The sequence below is a fragment of the Monashia sp. HAY1-2A genome (genome assembly GCF_056755315.1).
On sequence record NZ_JBNDHY010000448.1, the window covers coordinates 1 to 266 of the forward strand.

Below are 266 nucleotides of genomic sequence, written 5' to 3' on the forward strand. Positions count from 1 at the left end.
CCCCCCCCCCCCCCCCCCCCCCCCCCCCCCCCCCCCCCCCCCCTCCCCCCAACACAAACCCCCCCCCCCCAGATTACTACGCGTCTCGTGGGCTCGGAGATGTGTATAAGAGACAGGTCGAGGACGCCTACGCGCTGGTGTGGCAGGCCGCCGACGCTCGCGGCCCGGGCGCTGCGAGCCGGCGTCGTCGACGTGCGGCACGCGGAGCACGGCCCTGTCTCTTATACACATCTGACGCTGCCGACGACGGAGAGAGTGTAGATCTC

At 71.8% G+C, this 266-nt stretch carries 1 protein-coding gene; it reads left to right on the forward strand.

Annotation, left to right across the window (positions count from 1 at the left end; all coding sequences use genetic code 11):
- Window positions 1-261 (forward strand): hypothetical protein (locus tag ACPYOM_RS22670; RefSeq protein WP_481347691.1); only part of this gene is annotated, 261 nt, incomplete at its 5' end.
- Window positions 262-266 lie beyond the last annotated feature (5 nt).